The organism is Streptomyces sp. WM6386 (assembly GCF_000972385.1).
In the GTDB taxonomy this organism is placed as follows: Bacteria; Actinomycetota; Actinomycetes; order Streptomycetales; family Streptomycetaceae; genus Streptomyces.
In genome coordinates this window covers 1-516 of the sequence record NZ_JXTE01000437.1, presented here as the reverse complement: position 1 = coordinate 516, position 516 = coordinate 1, and the positions used below count along the sequence as shown (strand labels likewise).

Annotated in this window: 1 protein-coding gene; it reads left to right on the top strand. The window is 71.5% G+C overall.

Features of this window, described 5'->3' with window-relative positions; translation table 11 throughout:
* The coding region (locus TN53_RS42125; RefSeq protein ID WP_063776304.1) for an ATP-binding protein at nucleotides 1-342 on the top strand (342 nt) is incomplete at its 5' end.
* Between the last annotated feature and the right edge of the window lie 174 nt (nucleotides 343-516).

Below are 516 nucleotides of genomic sequence, written 5' to 3'. Positions count from 1 at the left end.
GGCCGGGCGCGGAGGTTGACCGCGCGCTTCCTGGCCCGGCCCGGCCTCGGGGTGACGGGGCTCGACGCCTCACACATCGACGACGCGACGCTCGTCGTCTCCGAACTGGTCACCAACGCCACCCGGCACGGTGGCGCCTGCCGCCTGGCTCTGCAGATCTCCGACACCCGGGTCACCGTCGAGGTCTACGACGGCAGCCCCGGCAGGCCACGCGTGCGACCGCTGACGGCCTGGGGCGAGAGCGGACGAGGTCTCGCCATGGTGCGATGCCTGGCGGAGCGCCTCGATGTGGATCCGGTCGGCGGGGGCGGGAACAGGGTGCGCGCGGTGCTGTCCCTCTGAGCGGTGTGCGTCCGGAGCCGCATCCAGGGCGTCGCCGCAGCCCAAGAATGGCCAACAACGGCTCGCCCGTCGACCGTCGGCGCGCCATTCCGTGGTCCCCGCACAGAGTGAGCCGCGTCGCATCGGCATGGGTGAGACTTGCTATGCAACGAGTTGCATAGCACGATCGGCGTC